Here is a 26,089-nt window from a genome sequence, read left to right as displayed (position 1 = left end):
AAGTTCACCGCCGCGAAACGCGCACGTGGCATCCGTCTTTGGGTCGAAGAGTGGACCGGGCTTCAAGCTCTCGCACTGGCCGATCAGGATCGGGCTCAAACCGGAACCGGCTGAGCAGGGACGCGACTGCGATCTTGGTTTCCATTTCCGCAAGAGAGCGACCGATGCAAAAACGCGGTCCGGCAGAAAACGCCATGAACTTCAGATGATCGCTTTGCTTCCTGCGAGATTTGGAGAAACGATCCGGATCAAATCGATTTGGGTTTTCCCAAAGCTTGCTGTGTCGATGGATCGCGTAGATGGGGAAGAGGACGAGTGACCTCTTGGGGATCTTCAGGTCTCCGAATTGGTCCGGCCCGAGAGCCTCTCGAGTCAAGGAATGGACAGGTGGGTACAGGCGCATCGCCTCTTGCAGAATTGTCCAGCAATACTCGAGCGAACCAAGGGACTTGATGGTCGGATCGGCAAGCGTGAACTCCTGCGCCTCAGCTGCCGCACGCTCTTGGATATCCGGGTGATGCGACAGAAGATAGAACGTCCAGACAAGCGAGAAACCAACCGCTTCCGGCGCCCCAAGGAAGTAACTGATCGCCGTGTCATAGGCCTGCTTGCGTGAAAGGCGCTTGCCGCTTTCAGCATCGTTCGTATCAACAATGGCTTGCAGAAAGTCATTGCGCCGGACCCGGCCATCGAACCGTTCCGTGATAATCGGATCGAAAATATTCCGGAGTCGTTGGTTGAGCTTCTGCGCTTCGCCAGGAGACCAACGACGGAGATGATAGCCAAAGCCCAGAACATCCAGAACCCCTATGCGGGCCATCCGCTGTTGCACCTGATCCAGGATCTCGCGCAGTTCGCCGAAGTGGGGCTCTATATCCGCACTGAAGAGTGACCGCGCGATAACTCGTCTGGAGAAACCAAGTAGGAATTCCGCCAGATTGACGGACTCGCCCGATTTCGCGGCGGCGTCCAAATCGATGGCAGTCTGGAGCGCGGATTCCGTGATCGGCGACGCAAACTGATCGATCTTGTGTCGAAAGAACCATGGTTCGGAGAGTTTGCGTTGCTTCTTCCAGGTCTTGCCCTCACTCGCGAGGATTCCATCTCCCGCCCAGGGCTGGACAGTCGTCTTCTCGAGAGTTCCACGCTGATAGTTTCCCGGATTCTTGAGCAGAATATGCTCGATCAGCGAGGTATTCAGAACGGTAATGAACTTTCGGCCAAGGAATGACCGAACGATGTAGTCTTCCTCGTAGAATTGCTGGTCCCGATAAAGTCCGACCAAACCTCCTTTAAGGTCGCTCAAGACCTCAAGCACGGACCGCCCATTTGCTGTGATCGGAATTTGCGCGAGCTGCGGCTCCGGCAGAGTAATGTCCCGTTGGCGCGCTTCAATGTTCATGAAATTGCTCCCGCATTGCTTAGAAGAGAATTTGAGATCAGATCGATCGCCCTCTCCGGTTGATTGAATAAATAGAAGTGATCGGAATCATTGATGGTTTCAATTTTGGATGCATCCCCACCCATTCTATTTACATAGTCACAACTTGATTCCTTAATTGGATCAATATCTCCTGAGCTCAAGAATACCCTTATTGAAGTATCTGATCGAATGTTATTCGGAAAATTAAACGAATATAGGGAATTCAATTGACGAAGGTACATCGGCAACTTTTCAGTTGTGCAGATTTCGTCTTCGGCAATGGACTGGAACTCCGGGACCGCCGCCTGGAATGCAACGGACAAGATCATTCGATAGGCTGAGGGTCGCTGGCTTTGCTCGAATCTTTCCAGAACTCGACGGACGATGAGTTCCTGGCGGTCGCGCCGGAAAAGCGTGCTGATGAGCAGAGTATTTCCGGGGACTTTCGCAACGCTTTGGAGCGCCTCGATCAGGGGGGCGCTGCCTCCACAATAGCCGATCATCGCATAGTCGTTGAGTTCCTCGTGACCAACGAGCTCAGCAATGTCGAGACCGTGCCTCGAAACCGTATCATTGGCTGGATCATGGGAAGCCTGAGAGCCCCAAAGTCCGCGGCTTTGCAAGGCGATGAACCGAAAGCGCTCCGCACTCCGTGTCGCGAATAGCGGCTTCCAGAAATCAAGGTGCAGGCCGATCGGCGTAGAAAGAACGACCGGATAGCCATCGCCGCACGAGATGTACCTCAATCCGACATCATCGGAAGAGACGAAGCGATGCTCCTCGATCCTGGGTGCAAGATTGCTCACGCCGAGGCACTCACCGACGCTGGTGCGGTGTGGCGTTTGCGATTGCGTTTGGCGGGGACATTACCCGCGTCACCGCGCGCAATCCTGGCAAAGAGGTCGATTGGTTCGGCTGGCTTCAATCCATATTGCACCAAGGCTGCCTGGGCGTTGCTATCATCGAAGCGTGGGTGCTGCGCCACGTATGGAACAAATGGACTTGCCAGCTGCTCGACCTTGCGCGCGTCTGTCGAGGAACGAATTTTGAGCAGCGGAGCCAGGACCCACGTGTAAAGCATCGTCGGAATTGGAATTAGGGACGGCTTGCCGTTGCGGTACTCGCGATTGACGATGGAAAGGATCGAGCGAAGATGCACCTTGTGCTGGCCGCTGCTGACTAGATGATAGGTTCGCCCGGAACTCTCTCCGGCACATGCCAACTGTGCCACCGCTTTCGCAACATAGTCCACGTTGACGAAATCGATCCGAGATTTCTGGTTGATCGGGACCACGCGCCCTTTGCTCTTTCGAAGGGCCTTAAGAATTGGTGCGAGGCTATGTCCTGGCTCGGGTGACTCCTCCTCGGCTGAGCCAACAACAATAGACGGACGGTAGATGGACCAGGGCACGTCGTGCGCCTCACGAAGCGCTTGTTCTGCGAGATACTTGCTTCGCTCATACCCGTTGCGAAACGCTGGGACCTCATGCGGTCCCTCGTGATCGGTTTCGAGGATTGTATCGGACGTCTTTCCCGCGACGTAGGCGGTGCTGACATGGTGAACCGGAATCGGCGCACCAGCGCCAATCTTCCCACATTGCCGTGCCAATTCGATGATGTTTCGCGTCCCGCCGACATTGTTTCGTTCCAGGGTTTCACGGGGCACGAGAAAATTGACGAGAGCGGCACAATGGATGATCGCTGTCAGCGACGGGCCGATCCGATCAAGATCCGCCTCGGCAATGCCGCACATTGCCTGGGTGACATCGCCACGTATCGTGTGAGCCGAACCGGCAGCGTCGCCATGCGATCTGACTACCGACTGCGCTATCTTGGCAACCGTTCGCTCGCTGCTGTCGCTTCTTACGAGACACACGACATCCTGCCCGCGTAGCAGCAATTCCTTGACGATCTGGCTCCCGAGAAAGCCTGCGCCTCCGGTTACGAGAAAAACGTTCTTCATAGCTTTGTCCCGACTTTTCGGCGCACAAGCTGGTCGCCGACCTGCTGCGCCAGCCCTTGCAGCGACATTCGATGATCCAGTTCGAGGCGCTCGACGATTTCCTCACCAAAGACTTCCGAAAGTGAGAGCATGAATTCGACCAAGTGCAGGCTTTCAAAACCGAGCTCGGACATCGGCGCCTCGTCCGAGATTGGCGAGCCGCCCATGCCCGACTCTTGTCGCAGGACCGTCGCAATCTCGATGATCGCAGTAAGAATGGCCGCTGGCTCACGCATTCGCGTCCTCCAGGTTAATCAGGTCGCCAACCTTGCGCCGCATGACCTTGCCCGCCCCGTTCACCGGTATCTTTTCCACCTGGAGGATCCGCGAGGGAGCCCTGTTCACGCCCAATTCTCCTCGGCACCATTCCAGGATTTGATCGGTACCTTGCTGCCGGTCCCTTAGTTGCACAGCGGCAACGACGCGCTCTCCATACAGGCGATCCGGCACCCCGACCGAGGCAGCGGCGAGTACATTTTCGTGTGCAAGCAGAGCTTCATCGACATCGGAGAGATGGATGTTGAAGCCGCCATGAATGACGACATCTTTCAGACGACCGACGATGTAGTAATCGCCATCCTTATCTCTGCGCGCAATGTCGCCAGATTTCAGCCATCCATCCTGGAACAGATCTTCAGTTGCATTTGGATTGTTCCAATAGCCGTTGCAGGCGGACGGGGACTTAAGCTGAAGCTCGCCTTCGCCGGGACCGATCACGGTCCGGCTGTCCATATCGACCAGACGCGTCTCTATGGGTCCACCATCGCCTATCGTTATGCGGCCTCGCCCCGCAGAATCGCGCGCGCCGAACATGATCGCGAATGACAGCTCGGTTAGCCCATAGATGTTGAGAAGGGTGGCGTTGAACCGATTCTGGAATGTGTCTTGCGCTTCACGCGCAAGCGGCGCCGCAGCACACGCAAACGTAGCCTTGCTTGAACCATTGGGAGGAAGTTCCGCCAGCCGATTTACAAGCTGGACGACGGCCGGGACCATGTAAGCAAAGTCAATTTGCCACTCTTCGCAACGCTTCCAAAAGTATTTCGCCCCGCCCGCACTCAATTCGCCAAATACGACAGTCGTTGCCCCATGAGCGGCCGCAAAAAAGAAGCATACGCCCAGGATTCCCAGGCCCGACAATCGAAAGAAGCAACCGAACCTTTTCGGGCTTTTGATCGCGATTTCGTCACGCCCAAGCCGGTAGGCGAAACGTATCTGTCTGTGCGTAATAACGACCCCCTTGGGCTCACTCGTTGTACCTGATGTGAAGGCAAGAATTGCTATCTCATCGGGATTGCCTCGGAGCGGTGGGGGAGCTGCTCCATCAAGGCTCAAAGGCAAAGATTCATACGTCGCAAACGAGCACCCAGTTTCAAACTTGCCGAAGAAACTCGGGTCGCTGCCGATCGCGAAAGTGATGTCGGTGTGGCTCAGGATCGACGCAATCGACCTGCGCCCCCAGGCCGGATCAATGGGAACCATAACGACTCCGATCCGCAACAGTCCGTAAACGGCAGCCACCACCCGAAATCCATGCTCGAGAAACACCGCGCAACGGTCACCGGGCTTTAAGCCAGCATCGATCAATTCATTGCCAATGGCGTTGGCTGCTTCGTTCAATTCCTGCCACGAATGACACAGACCCGCACCGTCTTCCGAAGCGAACACTATCGATTCCCCACCCGGGTTTGTGCGAGCCAGGTTCGCAAGAACGCCATCAAGGCGCAGCTCGCTTTGCAGGGTGTCAGCCATTGCGAGTTCCCAAGGTCAGCTTGATGTCGAGATTTGGAGTGACGCCATCGGGGGCGAGGCGGTGAAACTCGTCGTAGAACTCGCGCTCGTATCGTCCTGGATCGGGATGTTCCGCTAGAAATTCCCGGACGTAGGAGGTTGCCAACATCAGATCGACGAACTGGCGAGACGAATAGCGGGGCGCGTAGGGGATCACCGTCCGCGAGACGAAAGCCCAGCCTTCGGAACGAACCAGCAGGTCGAACGGATCGCCCGGGAACAGGATTTTCTCCGAAATGAACGGTCGCCAATCGGCCTGCAATCGTCGATCAAACGCCCCGCCGATGTCTCCATCCAGTTCGGGAATATCGTAACGATATACCGCCAGTAATCCGCCACCGGTCAGAATGCGATGGGCCTCACGAACGACGCCTGCAGGGTCCATCCAGTGGAAGGCCGTGGCGATCGACACCAGATCCACCGATGAGGACTCAATTGTTGTATCTTCACCGCTGGCACGCACAAACGTCGCCCCGGGCACCCGTTTCCTCGCCTCTTCGAGCATGACTGAGCTTGGGTCGATGCCGATCAACTCGGCGGAGATGTTGTCCAGCCCCTCAAGGGATTGTCCGGTCCCGCACCCGATATCCACGGCGCGAAAGAAGCGCTTGCCGTGCAACAAAACCATTCGGTCAAATACTTGCCGCGGATAGACTGGCCTGGCCTTGGCATATTCATCCACGAAATTGTCAAACTGCCTTCCTTCGACAGTCTTTGCCTGCAGAACTCGGCTCATTGCCCGTTCTCCCTTGGCTGGATTGAGTTTCGTGCCGAAGCGGTCTTCCCGATGAATTCGTGCAGGACATGATCGACCGGATCTGTCTTCCAATCGCCGCACCGGCCTTTGGCATCGACGGCAGCAAACCATTGCGTGCCCTGCGGCAGCTCAAACTCTTCAGTGCCTCCCAATGGCCAGAAATGATTGGAGCAACCCCCGATATCATCCGGCAGGGTGTGCAATTTCACTGGCGCTGCAGGAATGTCCGTTCGCAGGTACTCAGCAATGCGACGAGCGGTGAAATCGCCAACGTGCCAATCACCTTTGCTTACAAAGATGTGAAAGCGCGGCAGTGACGCCGTCGGATCGGGAGCAAGCTCGGTCTGCCCCCATTCGAGCATCTTCACACTGGTCGCCGCAGGCTTGCCATCCGGCCCTGAGCCGTCACCGGGCGAGAGCAGGATGACATCCTCAATTCGGCTGGAACCCAATTCCTGAAGCGCCAAATCGAGACCAGCCGTCGCGCCGGCCGAATGGCCAATCAGGAGGCGAGCATGCTCTCTCCAACTCGGCTCATCCGCATCGAGGATTTTCGCCACCTTGTCGGCTATCGAATGCGGGAGAAAGGTCCTTTGGTACAGCGGGAAGTGAACTTTTCGTCCATCATTGACTAGGTACTCGATAAGCCCACTATAGGCCGCAGGATCAGGTACTCCCCAGGCATGGAGAAGGATCACAGAATCGGCAGGGTCAGTCGCTACAGGACGAAAGGTTAGCGAAGAGCTGCCAACAACCACACTGGCGCCATCAATCAGGTCGTCGGCGCTGGATTTGCTTGCATGATTGAGAACCGAGACTTTGTAGTGGTCGTAGGCATGCAAGCCACCGACTGCGAAACCGCATAGCAGCGCGCCGATGGCAAGAAGGCGGAGCAGCTTGATCACGAATCCGCCTCGGCTGGCACCAATGGGCGAGCCATCTGCAGCGATCTGACGCGGTCCACTCGTTCAACTACCAATGGCGTGGCCACGATTTCGGATTGAGCCGTCGCGACCCCGGCCAGGTGGCGTTCAAACTGATCCGAATACTCTGCCCGCCAAACAACTTTCAAAGCGGCTAGACTGCTAAGCGGCAAGCCTTTGGTCTCTTCGACAATTTCAGCCCAATCGGACACCGGGCATTCTTCGACAAATGCGTCTGCGAGCTGTGCTTCGATACACTTCTCGCCGCGATGGGTCCGGTTTTCAGCAAGTTCCCGACTACCGGCACCCTGCGCGATTCTCTGGTCAAGAAAGAACAATGCCCCGTGATCCGGCAGAAGAGCGAGGCGAGAATAAAACAGGTTCAGCTTCGCTTTCGGCCCTACCAGGACAACATCGCACGCAAGCATTAGATCGAAGCCGCCGCCAGCCGCAAAGCCGTTGATGTATGCGACGACGATCTTTCTGCTCTCGCGTATCGCCCGGACAATGTTCTGGCCTTCGAGGATGAACCTTTCGCGCTCATCCCGTGGCATCTCGCGCAGCGTCACCAGAAGATCAGCGGACGCGCCGATAGAGAAGTTCTTACCCTCGGCGCGGATCGCCACGAGCTTGGCATCGCTGAGTGAAGCCGTCCTGATCGCCTGCTCGAACTGAGCCATGTTTTCGGTGGTGTAACCGTTAAGGCCGTCGGGGGAGGCAATCACGATCTCCGCCACATCAGCTGAGATGTTCAGCGCAATATCCGTCCCGAAGTCTTGCCGCGTCATCCTTGCTCTCCGGTGAAGTCGATGACGATCTTTCCGAAGACATTTCGATCAGCGAGCTTGGCGAATTGGCTCTCGATATCCTGAGGCCTCACCACGCTGTCGATATGCGGAAGAACCTCGGATTCCGACATGAAACGTAAGCCCTGTTCCATGTCGGCGATTGTGCCTCCAAAAGAAGCGAGAATTTTGATCTGACGGTTGAACAAATGCATCAGGTCAAGATCGGCACGCGGGCCGCTCGTTGCGCCGCAAGTGACCAGCCGCCCGCCCTTGGCGAGTGACAGCATGCTGCCCCTCCAGGTCGCTTGACCTACGTGCTCGAAGACCACATCGACCCCGGTCCCCTCGGTGATCCTGCGAATGATCGTGTGGAAGGGCTTTTCAGAGTAGTTGATAACGTGGTGCGCGCCGAGCTGGCGCGCCTTTGGGATTTTGGCGTCGCTTCCGACGGTGGCGAACACACCTGCACCGATGTGGTTGGCCAGCTTTATGGCCAAGGAGCCAATGCCGCTCCCTGCGGCATGAACAAGCACCGTCTCGCCAGCCTGAAGCTTTGCGTTGGTGCAAAGCATATGCACAACAGTGGCATAGGTGACGGGCGCACAAGCCGCGTAAATGGAAGGCAGACTGTCGGGGACTTTCCGCACAAGGCGTGCGGGCACGTCAATCTCTTCAGCGGCTACGCCATCGAGGTGAAACCCAAGGATGCCTTCACCGGTACTGCAGAGATTCTCACGTCCTGAAATGCATTCGACACACTTGCCGCAGATATCGCCCGGATAGACAACAACCCGATCATTCTTGTCGAAGCCTTCGACTTCCGCTCCGACACGAAGGATCCTGCCCGCACCTTCGACCCCTGCGATGATTGGCAGTTTGCGCTTTGAAAAGGCCATTCCCCTTCGCGAGAACAGATCGAGGTGGTTAAGCGCCACAGCTTCCACCCGCAGGCGAACATGGTCAGGTTTCAGGTCGGAAAGTGACGAAACTTCCTGCCATTGCACCGCTTTCTCTTCGGAAAGGACGAGGCCCATGTTTGCAGTCGTCATGCTGCGCTCCATCCAAGTGTAGCACTAAGCCCGCCATCCACTGTGAGCGTCGCACCGTTGATGTATCCCGCCTCTTCGCGCATCAGAAAGCTGGCCAGAGCAGCAACGTCTTCCGGCTTTCCGACACGTTTTGCAGGGATGCGTTTCTTCGCAGCGCTTTCGAGCCCCGGATAATCCCTAATCATGTCAGTCGCGATGAAGCCGGGCGCGATCAGATTGAGCGTGATCCCGCGCGAGGCGATTTCGGCCACACTGCTGCGAAGAAATCCGCCCATTGCAGCCTTGCTTGATGCGTAGAACGCGTTGCCGGTATTGCCGAGTTTTGCCGTCACCGAGCCAAGGCAGATAATTCTGCCAAACCGATTGCGCATCATGGCAGGCAAGAGCAGGCTGTAGATGCCCATCATGGAAAACAGATTGGTTTCCATGAGCTTTAAAATCGCCCCACGTTCGCCGGACATGCTTAGGCGATCGTAGGTCGTTCCGGCACAATGTATGAAGCCATCGAATGGTTCGTGATCGCCATCCAGATAGTCGCGCATTGTCTCAACCGATGTCGGATCTTGAAGGTCGAGACCGATGCAAGAGACCTTTTCACGATCAATGGCGCACAGTGCATCAGCTTGATGGGCGGAGCTATTGTACGAAAAGACGACTTCGTGACCGTCGGCAGCCAGGCGTTTGACAATCGCCGACCCGATGCCTTTGCTTCCGCCTGTGATGAAAGTACGGCGCGTCACAGAGTGGCTTCCGAAGAGAGGACGAGGCTGACATTCTGGCCGCCAAAGCCAAAGCTGTTGGAAAGGATATGGTCGACTTTGCTCGCGCGCGCCTCGTTGGGAACGACATCGAAATCGAGCGTCGGATCGGGGGTGTGGTAGTTGATGGTGGGAGTGAGAGTTTCCTCCATCAGGCAAAGAATCGAGACCACGGCTTCGACCATCCCGGCCGCTGTTAGTGTATGGCCAATCATGGATTTGTTCGAGCTGATTGGCATCGAACGCGCGTGATCCCCAAACAGGAGGTTGATGCCCAGACCTTCCATCTTGTCGTTTTCCGGGGTGCTGGTTCCGTGGCAATTGACGTAGCCAATGTCCTCCGGGACAAGCTTCGCGTCGCTGATGGCCCTGCTCATGCAGGAGACGATGCTGGAGCCATCCGGGTTTGAACGAGTACGGTGAAAGTCATCGGCGGCTTCCCCCACTCCCGAGACGATCGCGAGAATCTGAGCGCCTCTCTTTCGGGCGGATTCGACGCTTTCAACGACCATGGCCGCAGCACCCTCGGCGATTACAAATCCATCTCGATCCTTGGAAAAGGGTCGAGATGCCTGCTCGGGATCACCTTTGCGTTGCGAGAGCGCAGAGAGCAGCGCAAATCGCGATATCATCTCTGCGCTGAGAGATGCATCGCATCCAATCGCGAGCGCCATATCCGTCTCGCCCCGGCGGACTGCCTCTACGGCAAACTGGAGGGCAGACGCCCCAGAAGCACAGGCCGTGAACGTGGTGAGTGGAACTCCCTGGCAGCCAAAAACCTCATTGACCTGCAAAGCGATCTCACCATCCAGCCGATGCCGAAAGACCAACTCAGGGTTAAAATCAGCAAATCGTGCAGGGTCATCAAACAACCCATGGTCGCCAACCATCGTCTCGTTCGCGACTTCGAAGGCAGCCTCCCATGGGTGTTCGGTGGCTGGAACGGCGAGGAAGAGCGGCCCGGGAAAGCCTCCGGTCGACTTCAGTCTTGCCTGATTGATTGCCTCGCGACCCACGTGGATCGAGAACGCAACATGCCGATCAACTCCAACTGTATGGTCGTCGCAAATGGGTGGAACCGTGCCCGCGAAGCTGACTGGCAGGCCGTCAGTCTCAAATCGTTTGATAGGCTTTATCCCAGACCGGCCACCCGAGAAGCGCTGCCAGTTCTCGGCTGTAGTGCTCCCGTTTGCGGTCAAGAGACCAAGCCCTGTGATTGCCACTCGCGTATCTTTGGTAGTTGCCATTACGCCTTCTCCAAAAGGACTTCGGACTCGCCAAAGCGAAGCCCCCAGTCGCAGCACAGAACTGCGTCCGGAGAGCAATCAACTTTGTCTTCGGCAGGGAAATCGGGTTCGTTGAGCATGCTCAGGCCGATCCACGCGGACAGGAGCGCGCTGGCATCGATCGGGTGTCCGAACCGGTCTGCCCTTCCAAATCGTCCTGCCAGGCTCATGGCTTTGGAGGTCCTGGCAATCTCTATCAGAGCGTCGCTTTCTTCAGAGAGGACCGAGCGTGACGGAGAGCCATCCACGATTGCAATCTTGTCTCCACTGTCGGCTCGTGACCAAGTATCAAGCAGCTTTGCGGCGTTGCTCGAAATGTCCCCCTTGGCCTTGCGATTACCAAGACGAGTTTGAACGTCGCGCATTCTTGCGAGGGGTTTTTGCCCGCGCATTTCGGCAGAAGTGGCGCTTTCAAGCACCAGAAACACCGACGCGGTAGCCAGCACTGCTCCCGCATCCGGGACTTCATTGTGCGCCAGAATCCCGGCAGCCGCGTAGCTGGCGATGACTTCAGGCCGCTCGGCGCTGAAACTACCGCCGACCAGAACGACTTCGCGCTGACCACTCGCGATCTGCCGAAACGCTGTCTCAAGGCATTGCGCTCCGGCAATCTCCTCACCACTGATCGTTCGACTGGAGCCTTTGATCCCAAACATCAGAGAAAGGTTGCCGGCGACCAGGTTGGACAGCTGGGCGAGGAAAAGCGTCGGTTTCAATTCGCTCTGGAGCCGCCGGTTGAACGCGGGACCGGTCTGAGCCGTGTTTCCTCGCTCGGCCAGCAATTCGGCGTCAGCGCGCGGATCGCGTGCCGACATGCCCGCGGCGACCAGCATATTGATGTCGTCCAGGCCCTCCTCGCGACCGATAAGACCGGCAGACGACAGGGCCTGACCCGCAGCCTCCACCGCATGAAGCATCATGTCGCTCATCACCCGGCGCTCGCCCGGACGCCTTAGGAAACGATCTCCATTGGTGTTGACGGCCGGCCTGACAGGGTAAGGCGCAAAAGTCTGCCGATCGATGCCACTACTCGCATCAGTCTGATTGAGCGCGTGGATTATCGCTTCACTAGAACAGCCGAGCGGACAGACTATGCCCATGCCAGTGACAACGACGGCTCGCTTCTCGCGATCGGCAGACATCGCCTTATGCCGTCACTTGATTGCTGGCGATGAAGTCGGCGATCGATTGGACGACAAAATAGTCGTCAAGGGTTGCCTCACCCGCATCGACTTTCTCTACCCAGTCATCCACTGGGAGCTTCACACCGAATTTCTTCTCGATAGCGAATGAAATATCCAAAAAGTCCAGGCTATCGATGCCAAGATCAGAAATCATATTCGATTTCGTTTCGATCTCCGACGTATCGATGTCACAAATCTCCGAAATAATTTCTCGAATTCCCTCAATGATATTACTCACGACTTGATCTCCTTCATTCGATATTCAAAACCAATCCATCGATTTCTTCGGTCAATTCGATCTGGCATGTGAGGCGCGTAAGCGGATCATGATCTTCTAGGGCTTCGAGCATATCGAGCTCACTGGAGTTGGGAGGCGAAAGCCTCTCGCTCCATGACTCCGCCACACGGACGCGGCATGTCCCGCAGCTCATCGCGCCACTGCAATCAGCAGTGATCCCGTCGACCGCATGCAATCGAAGCAGCTGCATCAGGTTCATCCCGGATTGACCATCCATGCGAAGCTTGCCGTTCGGCCCATGAACTTCGACAATCACGACCGCACCCTGATGCTGTCTTGCGCTGCCGCATGCAGTCGATCGCCGATTGGTGCACCGAAGATGCGCTGCTGCACGATGGGCATGCTTATAGCGTAGAAGAGAGAACCTAACGCTGTAGCCAAGCCAGCAGCGACGGCAGGTGAAAACCCTGCCCAGCTGAGAGCGAATGCGAGCGCGACAATGACAACGACCCGCACGACGGATGCGAGGAACGCCGCCTTCAAGGCACCGGTTGCCTGAGCCACAAAGAGCCACGCAAGCCCAAATCCAAACGCGACATAGCCGGGCGCTGCGAAACTCAAATAGGTCGAGCCGATCCCGATAGCCTCCGCGTCATCAAGGAACAGCGTCAACCACAATCCGGGAGCAAACCAGAGTATCGCGACGGGCACACTCAGCAATAGCGCAACGAATGAGGCCGACACCCAGGCTGCGCGTTTGGCGTTCGCAAGATCGCCAGCCCCAAATCGAACCCCCACTTCGCGAATTGTCGCGACGCCTACGGCAAAGCTCACCACCATAATGGTGAACTCGACCCGACCGATAGCGCCGTATGCCGCTGCGCCAGCCTGACCAAGGTTTGCCATTACGATGGTGATTGCCACGAAGGCGGCGAGATTGAGGAGCGACAGAACCGCAGTCGGCACTGCCACTGCCAGTAGCTCAGCTATTACGTCTTTCCGCCAAAGCCAGCCGAGAGCAGGCATGAAGGGACGGCCATCAGCATAGACCCGCATCGCCATCACCAATAGCCCGAGATAGGTAAACGAGGTCAAGGTGGCGGCGGCGCCAATGAATCCGATCCCCTCAACCGGACCGAATCCGAACATAACCAACGGCATGATGGCCACCGTCAGTAAGGCCGTAACAGCTGATACGACCGCCGGAAAAACCATCTCTCCGGCCCCGCGCATCACACCACTCAGCGCGTTGTAGGCAAAGATTGCGGGCGCGCTCAGGAACAGGACAGCAATGTATTGGTAGGTTCCGACTGGAAGTAATGCCACCAGGCCATCGTTCAAGAAAAGCACCAGAACAGGGCTCAAGATCAGAACCGAAGCAAAGAATGCCAATCCTAAGGCAATTGCCAGCAAGACCCCTTGGGCTGCACATATCTTCGCTTGTGAGTACTGCTCGGCCCCCAGGTATCTCGCGACCAGACTACTTGATGCGGTGGAAATTGCTCCAGACCCCAACATCAGCATTAGCATGTAAACCGGGGTAATCAAGGCGAGCATGACGAGGAACTGATCGCCAATAATAGCCAAATAGAAAACTTCGACCAGTATTAATGACGCCTGGAAAATTACTAGGAGAATATTTGGTGCGGATAACACCACCACCGACCCGGTGAGATCAAAGATTCGCTCCTGATCCATTGGCACCATCAAATTCCCCACCCGAGTGCCCCTCGGGCCACAGAAGGGCGGCCCTAAAGAGGACGTAAAAAGGATTCTTCGGAAGTACGCCACCCCCGATTATTAGGCCCAAGGCCTTACACCAACTAATTTCACACAACCGCAATCACCGTCCTACCGGAAATGACCAATAGATTTTTTCTCGTCTATACAGTGACTACGAATCACTATCCCATGTTTGAAGAATGTGAATTTTGAGTCAGATGGTCAAGAAATTTATATAAATTTTTTTGATTTTGATCTTCAAATAGGCTGAATCGAAGGTACTCGGAGATGAATCGATTGTCCTAAGACAAACGAGGCGTGATAACCGTCTCATCCAAATAATTCGGAGTCACAGCATGGCGAAACAGTCGTTGTACGAGAAGATATGGACCGAGCATCTGGTCTTTAAAAGAGCTGACGGGACATGCTTGATTTATGTCGGCCGCCACCTTTTGCATGAAGTTACAAGCCCGCAGGCGTTCGAGGGTTTAAGGTTGGCTGGAAGGTCCGCGAGACGCCCCGAACTTGCCTTGGCGATGCCCGATCACAACGTTTCGACTAGCCCACACAGAAATTTCGAATCGCCGGATCCGATGTCAATGGTGCAAGTGGATCTGCTGAAACGGAATTGCACCGAATTCGGTATACGGCACATCGACATTTCCGACCGGGATCAGGGGATCGTCCATGTTGTTGGGCCGGAAATCGGCTTTGTTCTCCCTGGGCAGGTGGTTGTCTGCGGCGATAGCCATACGGCAACTCATGGCGCGTTCGGCGCTCTATCCTTCGGCATCGGGACAAGCGAAGTCGAACATGTTCTGGCCACACAGACGCTTCTTTTGAGACCGTTTCGATCGATGGAGGTGGAGGTCACCGGCCAGCTTGGCTTTGGAGTAACAGCCAAGGATCTGGCGCTCGGAATTATCGGGACGATCGGCGCGACAGGCGGCGCCGGGCATGTCATCGAGTATAGAGGTGAGGCGATCAGGAAACTGTCCATGGAGGGCCGGATGACCCTCTGCAACATGGCTATCGAAAGCGGCGCAAGAGCGGGGCTGATCTCTCCGGATCAAACTACGTTCGACTATGTCGAAGGCAGGGATTTCGCACCGAGTGGCGACGATTTTGCAAGAGCGTGCGCATATTGGGAAAGCCTCGCGACTGACGAAGATGCGACCTTCGACAAGCGAGTGACAATCCATGCCAGCACCATTGAACCACAGGTAACTTGGGGAAATAGCCCAGAGGATGTCGTTTCAGTCTCAGGATCGGTTCCGGATCCAGAAGCATTCGACGACAAGGCCAAGAGGGAATCGGCCTACAAAGCACTTGCCTATATGGATCTGGAGCCCGGGACCCTCATGGCAGAAATCGATATCCAACATGTCTTCATTGGCTCATGCACCAACGGCCGGATCGAAGATTTGCGCGATGCCGCGCGAATTGTCAGCGGGCGCAAGCGCTCGGAGACCGTTACGTCTGCCTTGGTCGTCCCGGGGTCAGGGCGGGTCAAGAAACAAGCCGAAAGCGAAGGGCTCGACAAGATCTTCCTGGATGCAGGGTTCGAATGGCGCGAGCCCGGCTGCTCATCCTGCCTTGGCATGAATGCCGACAAGGTGCCGGCTGGCGCGCGCTGCGCGTCGACTTCGAACAGGAATTTTGTCGGCAGACAGGGGCCGCACAGCAGGACCCACCTGATGTCCCCGTCCATGGCCGCAGCAACGGCCATTACCGGCAAAATCACTGATGTCAGGAGGCTGTTCCGATGACTCCACTAAGGCGGATACAGGGTGTCGCGATCCCATTCGACCGCATCAATGTCGACACGGATCTGATAATTTCATCGGACCATTTGAAAGGCGTGAACCGGACGGGGCTAGGCAAGCACGCCTTTGAGGACTTGCGCGCCAATGATCCTGAAAATGTCTTCGACAGTCCGAGGAACCGCGGTGCACCAATCCTCTTGACCGGGATCGGTTTTGGCAGCGGTTCGAGCCGTGAACACGCCGCTTGGGCACTCTCCGACATGGGAATTCGTTGTGTTATCGGCCCGGGATTTGCAGACATATTTGCCGGCAACGCATTCAAGAACGGCATCGCGGTCATCACGTTACCTTCCGATCACGTCGATCAACTCATGATGTATGCGAGGGACCACGAGCTCGATATCGGCATCGAAGAGCAGGAAATTGTCGTCACCAATGGAAAGACGTACCACTTTGAGCTCGACGCTTTTCGGAAACATTGCCTGATGAGCGGGCTAGACGAAATATCCCTCACGGAGCAAGATGACGAAAGGATTTCTCTATTTGAGAGAAACCGGGCCCATGAAAGGTCATTTGTCGATTCCAGGTTGGTGAACGGGAAGCTGAGCCATTCCTGACAACCCCGCCACCCAGGCTGCGATGCTGGAAACGGCGAGGAACCGGAGTTGAGGCCATGTTGAGAATTCAACCGGAATTCCGTAAGTTAGGCAGTAGTGATTGAGCAGCTGGCCGATGGCTTAGGACGAGAAGAACTCACCTCGATACAATGCCGATCGATCTTATGTCAGCGCAAGATGACGTCGATCAAGTAAACGACTGCCTCGCTGGGCCTCTTCAGAAGTCCTGAAAAAAGGCCGATCCACCCACCAAGAATTTCAAATAGGCTTCGTCCAATCTGGCGGCTGGGCCTGGACATCATTGACACGAACCATGTCGCTTCACGGGTCCTAATGTTCTATCTGAGATCGCGAGAGAAGAACAAATGGTCAGAAGAGGACTCGATTAATCGATTTTTCCGATTAATAATCAGAGCCTTAAAAAATCGGGTTTTGGCGAAAAGCCCCCAAAAGGCCCCCAAATTCGAGATAAGGTATTGGTTCGAGTACATTTCAGGGACTCGAACATATAAATTCCTCAATAATTTCAATGCTCCTTGATTGGTAAAATGGCGATTTTTTGAGTCATTTTATGCGATTTAAGGCATAAAGAAAGTTTATGTGATTTTCAGCATAATGCTAACTTATGCCAAAAATAGCATATTGTCATTTTATGCGATTTCTGGCATATCGCATTCAGGAGCTCTATTATGCATCAGATTGTCAGATCGCCAAAACAACTCGGGACACTCATTCGGCGTGAACGGCGCGAGCGTTCGTGGACGCAATCACATTTGGCGTCGATGACGGGGTTGAGGCAAGAATTCATCTCGAAGATCGAAGCAGGGCAAGAGGGGACTAAACTCGCAACAATCTATGCGATCTTCGCCGCTTTGGGACTCGAGTTGGTCGTGGAACAGCGCAACCCCAATCAAGCCCCAAGTATTGAGGACGTCTTTTAATGGCTCGGCGCAAGAGCCATGACCCACTAGACGTCCTGATTAATGGGCGGCTTGTGGGCCAACTATCGAAAGCCAGCAATGGGGCAACTGCCTTCCAATACGATCAGTCATGGCTGAACTGGGAGCCGGCATTTGCCATCTCACTCTCGCTCCCCAAACGTGAGACACCCTATAAGGGGCAAGAAGTTACCGCTGTCTTCGACAACCTACTCCCCGACAATCTAGATATCCGGAGACGAATCGCCGAGCGGACCGGAGCTGCTGGCGCGGATCCCTACAGCCTCCTTGAAGAAATCGGCCGTGACTGTGTTGGCGCGATGCAGTTCCTGCATCCTGATGAAGATCATGATTCCGCGCCAGGGCTGACGGGCGAGGAGCAGTCTGAAGAGGATATCGAGCAAACCCTTGCAGGTCTCGCTCAAAAACCCCTCGGCATGGACAGAGAAGAAGAGTTCAGAATTTCCGTAGCAGGAGCCCAAGAGAAGACATCGCTCCTGCTGCAAGAAGGGAAATGGCTCAAGCCAATCGGTACCACACCGACCACTCACCTTCTAAAGCCACAACTTGGGCAAATCCCGACACCCTCAGGCATTATCGACATGAGCTCGAGCGTCGACAATGAGCACTACTGCCTGACGTTACTCGAAGAATTCGGGATCAAGGTTGCCAAGACCTGGATTGAGACCTTTGGCAAGCGCCGAGTACTCGTGGTTGAGCGCTTCGACCGACTTCAACGAGGCCCAAAGGATATCCTGCGGCTGCCACAGGAAGATATGTGCCAAGCACTGGGAATACCACCTAGTCTCAAATATCAAAGCAATGGCGGGCCGAGCGCGGACCAAATCCTCAAACTGCTCCAACGCGCAGATAGCCCGCTAGAAGACCAACAATCGTTCCTTTCCGCTCTCATCCTGTTCTGGCTGATTGGCGCGACCGATGGCCACGGAAAGAACTTCTCGATCTTCCTTCGACCTTTCGATCGCTACGGCCTAACCCCAATCTATGATGTCCTCACAGCGCAGCCCGCTTTTGAGCAAAGGCAAATCCCAAAGAACAAATTCAAGCTCGCCATGTCAGCAGGCAAGAAGCCGCACTATGTGGTCTCAGAGGTCGCTGGCCGGCACTTCGTTCAAACAGCCCAGAAAGCTGGAATGGGTCCAACCATCATTCACCAATGTTTTGAAACAATATTACAGAACATCGAGGCTGCGCCAGTCCGCGCACTCGAGCGCATGCCAGATGATTTTGATGCCAGCGTTCACGAAAGCGTTGGCCGCGCAATCAAAAGCCAAATCGCTGTCTTCGAAGCGGGGCTAAGAGAACTATAGTGAGAAGCCGTGATGGCGCGCTTAGATGGGCCAAAGTGTGCTGTGCCGCGGCATTGTGAACGCCCGCGAAATCGCAAGTCGCTGTTTGGCGCTGGCTGCCATCAGAAAATTGGCAAGAAAACTGAAGTGCTTTCGTCAAGCTACCGGGATCGCAGCACCCTGCAGCGACATGCGAAAGGCATAGGAACTTAATAAAAGGCCCACATGAAGGCCCCCAGTTATCTTCTCACTTGAATGGAACTACGAGATAAAAAAAGGCCACACCGGATGGCCACAAATTGCGTATTTTCTGATTTTTTCCGACCCTACATCACTCAGTAGAGAGAAATGCAAATGCATATTAGGGACTCGAACACATAAATTCCTCAACAATTTCAACGGCCATAATTGTCGAAATTTGCCGAAAATTGGCTCATTTTCGGAACCCACTGAAACCAACGCAGACCTCTCAATCTCTCGCATGAGATGTTAGTTTTCTTGGCCAATGACGGCCAAGCTCGATGCCCGACCATCGTACCCCTTTCGCAAGAGTTAAGTTCAAATCGAGCACGCTGCGATGGCAGGCGCAGCTGGCGAATAGGCAGTTCGACCGCAGTTCAGATGGATCGAACTCGGTCTTGAGCTAGCGTCGCCGATCGAGCCTTATCTGCAACCAGTCCAGTACCTCACTTTCAATCCAGCCGACCCTATTCGGGCCTAGCTGAACCCTCTTTGGGAACTTGCCCGCCTTCTCTAACCGAGCGATGTGCTGTGGCGAATAAAGTACCATTTCCTTGAGTTGCCTTTTAGAAACAAGCTTCATTGCAGTTCCTCCTATTCTGTTACTGAACGTCCTTTAGCGATATAAGGTAGAACTGGGCCGTACCATCAAACTCGGCGTTAGACGGTGGAGCCCAACGGACCTCCAGCACATCTTTCGAGGGCTGTATTTGGCCTTGGGCGACAAGGCACCATGGCCTCGCTTGCCAGATTAGCCGTAGCAAAAAGCATAGGCTTCTTTCGCGCCGGATCGGAAGGCTCGGACACTGCCTAGATGGCAGGCTAGACCCATACTTGAATCTACGTTTCGGATTTGATATAGGTCTAAATCCGATATTTGTCTGGAGACCCTTTTATGAACCGAAAAACAGAGGATATGCTCAAATGTATCCTGTGTAGGCCGGGCTGCACGCAAGAGGAAGTCAGACTCGCTACAGGTTTGGCGCGCAGCACCGTCGGCGATCATTTGAAAAAGATGTCCGAGCAAGGGTGGCTGGACGTAAGAGGGGCTGCGCGCGGCAAGCGAGCGCTACAGTATGCGGTAAACCCCGACAGAATTTCAGAATTGTTGGAGCAGGTGGAAACAACGTCTGCCCTTATTCTGGGGGCGCATGCCACAAGGCGCTTTGATGCGGACTGCTTTAAGACCTTATCGACTCGGGTTCAGGATCGCAGCTCATATAGCCCCGGCTTGTTCGACATCAAATCGATCATCCATGCAGCCGTTGCGACCGGGCCTGGGCTGACGATCCAAGATTGGTCACCTCGATTTGAGGAGCTGGTGAGGCAAACTACTCCCCGGCTTCTGCCGTCGCTACACGAGCGGAGTCTCAAATACATCGCCCCCAGGGAAGAGGAGTCTTGGCTCGGTTCTCAGGGTGTTCCACCTCTCTTCTTCGATTGGCGCGTGGCCGGGGCAGTTCCGGATTCTAACGCTTGCTACCACGAACGGGGGATTTGGGAAAGCATAAGCAAGCCTGATTCAGCTGGCACTGTTGATGGTCTAGCGTTCCAACTAACCGATACACGTGGGAACCCGATCTTCCTTGAGTTTTATCTCGCACCCCAGAGATCTTTCTACGGGTTCCAGTCGATACTGATGAACGTAGCTGATCGAGTCATCAGCACGAAAGAACAACGAACAAAGGAAGCCCAGTACAAGATCTTTCATCATACAATCAGGACCCCTCTTCAACGGCTTGCCCTGGCGCAAAAGAAGCTTGATGTGGCCGCGGATTTGGAGCCGGATGAGTTCGCACGTTGGGTGCGGTCCGTTGGTGAGATTGCGAGGAACTTGGATGGCCATCTCGCCTCATTCCCCGTTATGCAGGACAGCGAGCCAGTAGATGTCCCTGTCCTCGCTCAATTATCGGACGCCATTGAGAGCATTAGGTTTACCAGGGCGGCGGCGAACAGGGACGCCTCTACAGATGACTCCATACATGTGGACTATCGGGCCCTCGATCAGGCTCGAACCCGATACTTGTCAAAGACGATACCCCAATTGCAGTTCGGAGCGTTTCACAGCTTCCTCACAAACGCGGTAACTCATGGACGGTCTAGGTCTGGAGCAACAATTACCTTTGCGGAAGTCCGTGATGGACATGATTTAAAGCTCAGAATCATCATCTCAGATCTTGGGAAAGGGGTGTCTGACACCGAACTCGAGAGTTTTAACATCGACGCTGACACAGTTGGGCGTGCAGAAAGCTCTGACATCGCACGAGTGGGGGGGCTCCGCCTCGCCATTATGGGTGTCAAAACAAGTCACGGGAAGGTGATATTCAACCATAGCAAAGGAAAAGCCTGGACGGGCCTTACAGTTGATATTCTCTTGCCTGTAACTGAAATAATAACGTCGTCGCATTCAGAAAGCGAATTCGAGAGTGAATTGGAGAATTTCCAATGAACAGTGAACGTATTCCAGTTTGCCTTTACCTTGAGGACGACCAAGGCCTTCTTGATGACTTTGGAATGTATGCAAGAGGTAAGCCACTTAACTTGAAGCTAGCGAACAGTATTGATGCAGCAAAGCGCTTGATGCGCGATGGATTGCGACCAAGCGCCTTCCTTTTTGATGTTGAGCTCCGTGATCGTTTAGACGGTTTTGAATTCGCCGCGATGCTCTGCGAGCAATATGGGTTCCCACCACAGCGGTTTGTATTTTTGACAGCTTGGGATGAGAGGTTTTCTCCGCCCGAGTTTCTTGCAGACTCCACAGTGTTTCGAAAGTCAGCAGATGCGGATCAAGTCGACCAGATTTTCGATAGGCTGATCCAGATCAGTTCTGGAGATGGAAATGACTAATCCAAATCCGATTCCATACAATGTGGAGGCCTCTGCAAAGGCAGACGAATACCTGAGCATGCTCGAGCGCGATGTGCTTCAGAAGAGGATCACACGCGAAAGCGCCTTCGACCGAGATGCTAGGCCGCTTGGAATTGTTGCGAACTTTGAAGCCGATGTAGCCAAATTGACGGCTGGCTCCCCTCGTAGCGTCAATGATTATGCAACACTCGCGAGTTTTTATCGTGATGTGCGAGTTCATGCGAGCGAGTATGACCTGAGCAAACTCTTCAAGTACGCGTATTTCAAAGAGCACCACTTCCGCGCTTTGATGCTCCAAGTGTCATCTCGGCGAAGGGACCTCATGCCAGCGCTCGGAATGTTCTTCTGGGGGATTACAAGCAAATTCGGAACTAGTCTGTCGCGATGGCTTCTGTTCGGCGTCACGTTGGTCGCCTTATTCTCGATTTGCCTGTTCGCGATTACCGACCAGTACAGTCTGGCGCATGCTTTGTTATTGTCTGCGGAAACCTTCAGCCAGGCCGACTATCCCATTGATAAGGTGGAGAACGGCGTGCGTGTTTTGCTCTTCTGCGCTCGCGTGGTCGGAATGATCTACATCGCTTTCGGATTTGGCCTTCTTCTCCCTGTCCTCACCTTAGAGTTGTCGCGGACAACCCTCGCCACATCCCCAGTCGCCAATCACCACTCGGAGTAAGACAATGAAGAACAGAAGCATCATGCTCATTGTCGGCATCGGCTTCACGGCCGGGCTGGCACTTCTAGTAGCCCTTTTGAGCCTAGAAAGGGCGGCCACCGAAGATAGTCGTAAAGAGCTGGAGATCGGCTACTTTTCTAGGGCGATTGGGTATGCTCCGTATTACGTGGCTGATGAGCTTGGATGGTTTGACGAACACCCTGCCCTAAAAGACTGGGAGGTGACGCATCGGTTCTACGGTGACCGTGCGACTATCGCTGACTCATTTGGTAATAACCTTGACGTCCTCCTATCCGCTGAAATCCCAGCTATGATGACACGAGCTCAAGGTGCGGACATCCGCATCATTGACGTGACTGGAGAGATCAATCTTTTTTGGATCGCTCAATCCGAACTTAGCCCAACGAGCCTTCAGTCGCTTGCCGGTCAGCAAGTCGCTTACCAATCCGGCACGAGCTCGCACTATGGAATGCTTAAGAGTCTAGAGGATGCGGGTCTCACTGCTGATGCTTTCGAGTTGAAGAACATGAAGGCAGTTGAAGCCGAAGCCGCATTTGAAACAGACCAAGTTGCTGCGTGGGTTGTCTGGTCTCCGTTTCTTGAACAACAAACGGTAAGCGGAGTGGGTCGCCGCGTTCCCGGATCAGAATACAGTTATGCCACCACGATGACGGTGACAAACGATCTCTTACAGGACTCGCCAGAAGTAGCTGAAGCTTTGGTCGAGATACTGGACAGAGCTCAGCTTTGGATAATGGAGAACAGGGACGAAGCTGAGGTTATTGTTGCCAAAGCCACTCGGCAGGACGTCGAAGTCGTAGAAGAAGCCCTGAATAACGTCGACTTTTCAGCGGAACTCGATTCCGACATGGTACTCGTGTTCGAGGAGATGGCGAGGTTTCTTCTCATCAATGATGCGATTCGTGGCGAGGAAGAGCTAGACGTCAGAGGCGACTTGCTTGCAGGGCCAGTCGGTGAATGATGCAATTCACACTGACGCTCGTGCGAGCAAGAGCGCGAGCATCTCCGTTGCGCTGAGAAGGTATAGCGTGGGCGTTGTGCTGCCAGTACTTCTAGTCGTCAGCTGGGAATATGCAGTGAGAAGCGGTGTGTTCCCGCCAACCCTCTCCGCTGCACCCAGCGAAATCGTAAGAACTTGTTACGAACTTCTGGTTGAGGGTGAACTTATTCGGCATACGGCTCTAAGCCTGCTCCGTATCACTGTCGGCGTTACAAACGGCGCACTCTTCGGCGTAATAATTGGGATCGCTGCAGTGGTATCGAAAAGGCTAGATGCCTTTATTTCGCCGACTATCGGTTTTCTTGCACCGATTCCAGCAATAGTCTGGCTTCCTTTTGCCATTATGTTCTTTGGCACGGGAGAAATCTATAAGGTATTTTTGCCAGCTTTCGTGAGCTTTCTCCTTGTTTTCACACAAACATATCAAGCAGCACGATCGATTCCAATCGAGTATATCGAACTTGCAAACATGTATGAGAAGTCGAGGCTCTCGCTGGCGGCTTCTATCCTCTTACCTGCTTCTTTTTCTGCCTCATTGATTGGTGTCCGAATTGCCCTTGCAATCAGCTGGATAGCGATCTTTGTCGTCGAGTACAGTTCGGCAGACCAAGGGATGGCTGGACTGGGGTGGTTTATCGCGGACTCTAGAGAAGTCGGAAAAATTGAGGACCAATTCGCTGGCGTGTTGGTTCTAGGAATTCTTGGCTTCGGCTCCGATGCAATCTTGGCGTATTGGAGTAAATCGAGATCGGTTTGGTCAAAGACTGTCGGTGATGCGACGTGACTTTCAGTTCGCCGAATTTGCCTAAGCGCCTGCAGATTGACGTTCAGTCAATGCAGTATCCTGGGGCCAATACTCCTCTGATCTCGAATTTGTCTCTTGAGTTGCACCCGGGCGAGATTGTTGGAGTATTGGGCCCAAGCGGGATCGGGAAAACGACCCTGCTTCGGATAGCAGCTGGCTTGGAAAGTCAGTTCAGTGGTTCAGTCATTTGGAGAGGGCAAGAATGGGACAAGCCAGGTCGAGAAATTCAGCTCCTCTTCCAAGATATACGTCTCCTGCCATGGCTGAATGTCTGGGATAATGTGCTCTTCTCCTCGCCCCGTGCAGATGCCAAAAGTGAGGAACAAGCTGCACATGAGATTTTGAGCCAAGTTGGGATAGCCGATCTGGCGGAGAGGTGGCCCCGCGAACTTTCAGGAGGCGAGCAATCCCGCGTGGCCTTAGCTCGGTCTCTGGTGGGCGACGCCAAAGTTCTTTTATTTGATGAACCGTTCGCAAACCTCGACGCAGAAACACGCTATAGATTGCAAAGACTGATCGTTGGCCTAGTCAAGGCCCGCGACATAGTTAGCCTGATCGTGACCCACAGCATCGAAGACGCCGTGCTAACCTGCGATAGGGTTCTAATTGCTTCCGCGAGCCCAATCTCGAAATTCACCGAATTCAAAATCGACATTCCAGGAGAACGCCGCATTTCTGCTGAATTCGTTCAACGCAAAATTCTAGAGCTACAAAAGGTTGTGCTGTTGTCCGGTTCGACTGGATCCATTGCTTCACCTCAGGACATTCCTTCGAAGGAAACTCAATCTTGAATTCGTCAATTGTAAAATACCTGATGTCGCTGGGTACCCTCCCGGAGGATCTAAAAGTCTATTTTCCGGATTACTCTGGAACAATTTACGCCAAACAGGGTGACACCGTATCAAAACACTCCGCAGAGGAGTCGGCTGAAATGTTCCCTTTTTTGAACGCCGGAAATGTTGCCCACTACCTCATAGGAGGGCCGGATTCCGGCCCGACCAACCCATCATTCGGCACTGCCAAAATTGCCATAACGGACGCACATCATAGCTTTCTGCCTCACGCCCACGGCTCAAAGCACTTCGTTTTGTCGCAGGGCAATGCAGGATGTGTGGTTTTCGATCGGGACACAGGCAAACCAAAAGAACTTGCGCTGCCAGCGCGCTCACTTGTCGTCATCCCCGAAAAAATGTCCCACTCTTTTTTCAACAAATCAGGGCGTCCGCTGACCTTCTTTGTCGCGAACACCGGCTTGGGAATCTACAACGAAGAGTACGCCACTACCATCGATATGGCTCGGAAGCAGCTTGTGGAAGGATCAAATGATCCTGAGCTTGTCCATTTGATCCACGAGTTAGAGAGTATTGGTCGCTACATGCAAGCTCACAAACCCGAGAAACAGGAAAGTCTGAAAAGCAGAATCGCGTTTCTCTTTCATCGATTGGCGACCGTACTCGAGCTCTAAATTGAAGATCTGAGAAACAGGGACTCTCGTGTCTGGCGGCCAAACCAGAACCAACCACGAGCAGATTTGATTGAAGACACATCACCGCAATATTAGAAAGCCTCTAACGAAAAATGACAACCAAATCTCTAGCCCTGAAACATCGCTGCACCAAATCAATAGATGCTCTTAATTTGAGTTTGATCGCGATGTTGCTGTTGTCAGTCTCAGCTCCGGCGTCTGCACATGAAACAGATTTTTTGCATGGCCACCACGAAGGCGCATACTTAGCCTTATTCACAGCCTTAGCTTTCGCGACATTCTGGGCTCTAAGGCGATTCTTCAATCGACAGTAGTTGGCTAGATGAGACTAGCATCTATTGCTTCAATAGAATTCCATGAGGGTCACGGTTTAGTCTTTTTTCAAGCGAAGTCATTTGTTGGATAGCAACGAGACAAAAGCCATGCTTTACGCAAGGGCAA

27 protein-coding genes are annotated in these 26,089 nt (G+C 54.2%); 11 read left to right on the top strand and 16 right to left on the bottom strand.

What is annotated here, in order from left to right; translation table 11 throughout:
* Nucleotides 1–4: 4 nt before the first annotated feature.
* Genes Q0837_RS00990 through Q0837_RS00920 form a run of 15 tightly spaced genes read right to left on the bottom strand, consistent with a single transcriptional unit; the run spans nt 5 to nt 13,897 of the window.
* Nucleotides 5–1,402: a cytochrome P450 gene (locus Q0837_RS00990; protein WP_298464072.1), complete on the bottom strand. Its 1,398-nt coding sequence runs from the start codon at nt 1,400–1,402 to the stop codon at nt 5–7.
* Nucleotides 1,399–2,229, bottom strand: coding sequence for an alpha/beta hydrolase (locus Q0837_RS00985; protein ID WP_298464069.1), 831 nt, complete (start codon nt 2,227–2,229; stop codon nt 1,399–1,401). The genes Q0837_RS00990 and Q0837_RS00985 overlap by 4 nt, the downstream gene beginning before the upstream one ends.
* Nucleotides 2,226–3,386 carry an SDR family oxidoreductase gene (locus tag Q0837_RS00980; protein ID WP_298464066.1) on the bottom strand — a complete coding sequence of 387 codons (1,161 nt, stop codon included), beginning with the start codon at nt 3,384–3,386 and terminating at the stop codon, nt 2,226–2,228. Before Q0837_RS00980 ends, Q0837_RS00985 begins: the two co-directional genes overlap by 4 nt.
* Nucleotides 3,383–3,661, bottom strand: coding sequence for an acyl carrier protein (locus Q0837_RS00975; RefSeq protein ID WP_298464065.1), 279 nt, complete (start codon nt 3,659–3,661; stop codon nt 3,383–3,385). The genes Q0837_RS00980 and Q0837_RS00975 overlap by 4 nt, the downstream gene beginning before the upstream one ends.
* Nucleotides 3,654–5,177, bottom strand: coding sequence for a class I adenylate-forming enzyme family protein (locus tag Q0837_RS00970; RefSeq protein WP_298464061.1), 1,524 nt, complete (start codon nt 5,175–5,177; stop codon nt 3,654–3,656). The genes Q0837_RS00975 and Q0837_RS00970 overlap by 8 nt, the downstream gene beginning before the upstream one ends.
* The gene (locus Q0837_RS00965; protein ID WP_298464058.1) at nt 5,170–5,952 is read right to left on the bottom strand and encodes a class I SAM-dependent methyltransferase; all 783 of its coding nucleotides are present in this window, start codon (nt 5,950–5,952) and stop codon (nt 5,170–5,172) included. Before Q0837_RS00965 ends, Q0837_RS00970 begins: the two co-directional genes overlap by 8 nt.
* The gene (locus Q0837_RS00960) at nt 5,949–6,878 is read right to left on the bottom strand and encodes a hypothetical protein (RefSeq protein ID WP_298464055.1); all 930 of its coding nucleotides are present in this window, start codon (nt 6,876–6,878) and stop codon (nt 5,949–5,951) included. Before Q0837_RS00960 ends, Q0837_RS00965 begins: the two co-directional genes overlap by 4 nt.
* A complete protein-coding gene (locus Q0837_RS00955) occupies nt 6,875–7,684 on the bottom strand; it encodes an enoyl-CoA hydratase/isomerase family protein (protein ID WP_298464052.1) in 810 nt (269 codons plus the stop codon). The genes Q0837_RS00960 and Q0837_RS00955 overlap by 4 nt, the downstream gene beginning before the upstream one ends.
* The gene (locus Q0837_RS00950; protein WP_298464049.1) at nt 7,681–8,733 is read right to left on the bottom strand and encodes a zinc-binding dehydrogenase; all 1,053 of its coding nucleotides are present in this window, start codon (nt 8,731–8,733) and stop codon (nt 7,681–7,683) included. The genes Q0837_RS00955 and Q0837_RS00950 overlap by 4 nt, the downstream gene beginning before the upstream one ends.
* A complete protein-coding gene (locus tag Q0837_RS00945) occupies nt 8,730–9,473 on the bottom strand; it encodes an SDR family oxidoreductase (protein ID WP_298464046.1) in 744 nt (247 codons plus the stop codon). Before Q0837_RS00945 ends, Q0837_RS00950 begins: the two co-directional genes overlap by 4 nt.
* Nucleotides 9,470–10,738 (bottom strand): beta-ketoacyl synthase N-terminal-like domain-containing protein, encoded by a 1,269-nt coding sequence (locus tag Q0837_RS00940; RefSeq protein WP_298464044.1) that lies wholly within the window; start codon nt 10,736–10,738, stop codon nt 9,470–9,472. Before Q0837_RS00940 ends, Q0837_RS00945 begins: the two co-directional genes overlap by 4 nt.
* Nucleotides 10,738–11,919, bottom strand: a complete 1,182-nt coding sequence (locus tag Q0837_RS00935; RefSeq protein WP_298464041.1) for a beta-ketoacyl synthase N-terminal-like domain-containing protein — start codon at nt 11,917–11,919, stop codon at nt 10,738–10,740. Before Q0837_RS00935 ends, Q0837_RS00940 begins: the two co-directional genes overlap by 1 nt.
* A 4-nt stretch (nt 11,920–11,923) precedes the next feature.
* Entirely contained in the window at nt 11,924–12,199 is a 276-nt protein-coding gene (locus Q0837_RS00930) for an acyl carrier protein (protein ID WP_298464039.1), read from the bottom strand.
* A gap of 13 nt (nt 12,200–12,212) precedes the next feature.
* Nucleotides 12,213–12,476: a 2Fe-2S iron-sulfur cluster-binding protein gene (locus Q0837_RS00925; protein WP_298464037.1), complete on the bottom strand. Its 264-nt coding sequence runs from the start codon at nt 12,474–12,476 to the stop codon at nt 12,213–12,215.
* A 35-nt stretch (nt 12,477–12,511) separates the two neighbouring features.
* Nucleotides 12,512–13,897, bottom strand: coding sequence for an MATE family efflux transporter (locus Q0837_RS00920; RefSeq protein WP_298469705.1), 1,386 nt, complete (start codon nt 13,895–13,897; stop codon nt 12,512–12,514).
* Nucleotides 13,898–14,277: 380 nt separating this feature from the next.
* On the opposite strand from Q0837_RS00920, the gene leuC reads away from it, so the two are divergent.
* The 4 genes from leuC (at nt 14,278) to Q0837_RS00905 (ending at nt 18,573) form a co-directional block, all read left to right on the top strand.
* Nucleotides 14,278–15,690 (top strand): 3-isopropylmalate dehydratase large subunit, encoded by a 1,413-nt coding sequence (gene leuC / locus Q0837_RS00915; RefSeq protein ID WP_298464034.1) that lies wholly within the window; start codon nt 14,278–14,280, stop codon nt 15,688–15,690.
* A complete protein-coding gene (leuD, locus tag Q0837_RS00910) occupies nt 15,687–16,304 on the top strand; it encodes a 3-isopropylmalate dehydratase small subunit (protein WP_298464031.1) in 618 nt (205 codons plus the stop codon). The genes leuC and leuD overlap by 4 nt, the downstream gene beginning before the upstream one ends.
* A 689-nt stretch (nt 16,305–16,993) precedes the next feature.
* Nucleotides 16,994–17,245 carry a helix-turn-helix domain-containing protein gene (locus Q0837_RS17560; RefSeq protein WP_367275156.1) on the top strand — a complete coding sequence of 84 codons (252 nt, stop codon included), beginning with the start codon at nt 16,994–16,996 and terminating at the stop codon, nt 17,243–17,245.
* Nucleotides 17,245–18,573, top strand: a complete 1,329-nt coding sequence (locus tag Q0837_RS00905; RefSeq protein WP_298464027.1) for a type II toxin-antitoxin system HipA family toxin — start codon at nt 17,245–17,247, stop codon at nt 18,571–18,573. Before Q0837_RS17560 ends, Q0837_RS00905 begins: the two co-directional genes overlap by 1 nt.
* Before the next feature lie 622 nt (nt 18,574–19,195).
* Here the strand turns inward: Q0837_RS00905 and Q0837_RS17555 are convergent.
* Nucleotides 19,196–19,375, bottom strand: a complete 180-nt coding sequence (locus Q0837_RS17555) for a helix-turn-helix transcriptional regulator (RefSeq protein WP_367275155.1) — start codon at nt 19,373–19,375, stop codon at nt 19,196–19,198.
* A gap of 312 nt (nt 19,376–19,687) precedes the next feature.
* Here Q0837_RS17555 and Q0837_RS00900 point away from each other — a divergent pair, with 312 nt between their 5' ends.
* Genes Q0837_RS00900 through Q0837_RS00870 form a run of 7 tightly spaced genes read left to right on the top strand, consistent with a single transcriptional unit; the run spans nt 19,688 to nt 25,627 of the window.
* Nucleotides 19,688–21,241 (top strand): winged helix-turn-helix transcriptional regulator, encoded by a 1,554-nt coding sequence (locus Q0837_RS00900; RefSeq protein WP_298464024.1) that lies wholly within the window; start codon nt 19,688–19,690, stop codon nt 21,239–21,241.
* The gene (locus Q0837_RS00895) at nt 21,238–21,639 is read left to right on the top strand and encodes a hypothetical protein (protein ID WP_298464021.1); all 402 of its coding nucleotides are present in this window, start codon (nt 21,238–21,240) and stop codon (nt 21,637–21,639) included. The genes Q0837_RS00900 and Q0837_RS00895 overlap by 4 nt, the downstream gene beginning before the upstream one ends.
* A complete protein-coding gene (locus tag Q0837_RS00890; protein ID WP_298464019.1) occupies nt 21,632–22,336 on the top strand; it encodes a hypothetical protein in 705 nt (234 codons plus the stop codon). Before Q0837_RS00895 ends, Q0837_RS00890 begins: the two co-directional genes overlap by 8 nt.
* Nucleotides 22,337–22,340: 4 nt before the next feature.
* Nucleotides 22,341–23,318, top strand: a complete 978-nt coding sequence (locus Q0837_RS00885) for an ABC transporter substrate-binding protein (protein WP_298464017.1) — start codon at nt 22,341–22,343, stop codon at nt 23,316–23,318.
* Nucleotides 23,311–24,141, top strand: coding sequence for an ABC transporter permease (locus Q0837_RS00880; protein ID WP_298464014.1), 831 nt, complete (start codon nt 23,311–23,313; stop codon nt 24,139–24,141). Before Q0837_RS00885 ends, Q0837_RS00880 begins: the two co-directional genes overlap by 8 nt.
* Nucleotides 24,138–24,953 carry an ABC transporter ATP-binding protein gene (locus Q0837_RS00875; RefSeq protein WP_298464011.1) on the top strand — a complete coding sequence of 272 codons (816 nt, stop codon included), beginning with the start codon at nt 24,138–24,140 and terminating at the stop codon, nt 24,951–24,953. Before Q0837_RS00880 ends, Q0837_RS00875 begins: the two co-directional genes overlap by 4 nt.
* Complete coding sequence (locus Q0837_RS00870; protein ID WP_298464008.1) at nt 24,950–25,627, top strand: cupin domain-containing protein; 678 nt, start codon at nt 24,950–24,952, stop codon at nt 25,625–25,627. The genes Q0837_RS00875 and Q0837_RS00870 overlap by 4 nt, the downstream gene beginning before the upstream one ends.
* The last annotated feature ends 462 nt before the right edge of the window (nt 25,628–26,089 follow it).

The organism is uncultured Erythrobacter sp. (assembly GCF_947499705.1).
GTDB lineage: Bacteria > Pseudomonadota > Alphaproteobacteria > Sphingomonadales > Sphingomonadaceae > Erythrobacter.
Note: the sequence above shows the minus strand (reverse complement) of the source record. Positions and strands in the feature narration are given on the sequence as shown.